Genomic DNA, 276 nt, shown 5'->3' with positions numbered 1-276 from the left:
GGATCACGGCCCGACGTACTCCCCGCGCGGTCGCAGGCGCATCGGCGCTTCGGCGTACTCGGCGGCGATGTGCGCGATCCACCCCGCCAGCCGGCCCACGACGAAGATCGAGCTCGCCGCGTCGTCGGGGAGACGGGCTCCGGATGCCAGGGCGGCCAGCGCGAGATCCACGTTGGGCCGCGCGTGCGCACGGGCGGCGACGGTGTCGCTGAGCCGGGTGACGGCATCCATCGTTCGTTCCCCGTCGGGGAGCTGCGCGAGCAGCGGGAAGAGCGC

Annotated in this window: 1 protein-coding gene; it reads right to left on the bottom strand. The window is 74.3% G+C overall.

Annotation, left to right across the window (positions count from 1 at the left end):
- Positions 1 to 3 precede the first annotated feature (3 nt).
- Positions 4 to 276, bottom strand: a 273-nt coding sequence (locus IFU19_RS16430; RefSeq protein ID WP_274604714.1) for a citrate/2-methylcitrate synthase, incomplete at its 5' end; no start/stop codon positions are given.

The organism is Microbacterium sp. CFBP 8794 (assembly GCF_014841235.1).
GTDB lineage: Bacteria > Actinomycetota > Actinomycetes > Actinomycetales > Microbacteriaceae > Microbacterium.
Note: the sequence above shows the minus strand (reverse complement) of the source record. Positions and strands in the feature narration are given on the sequence as shown.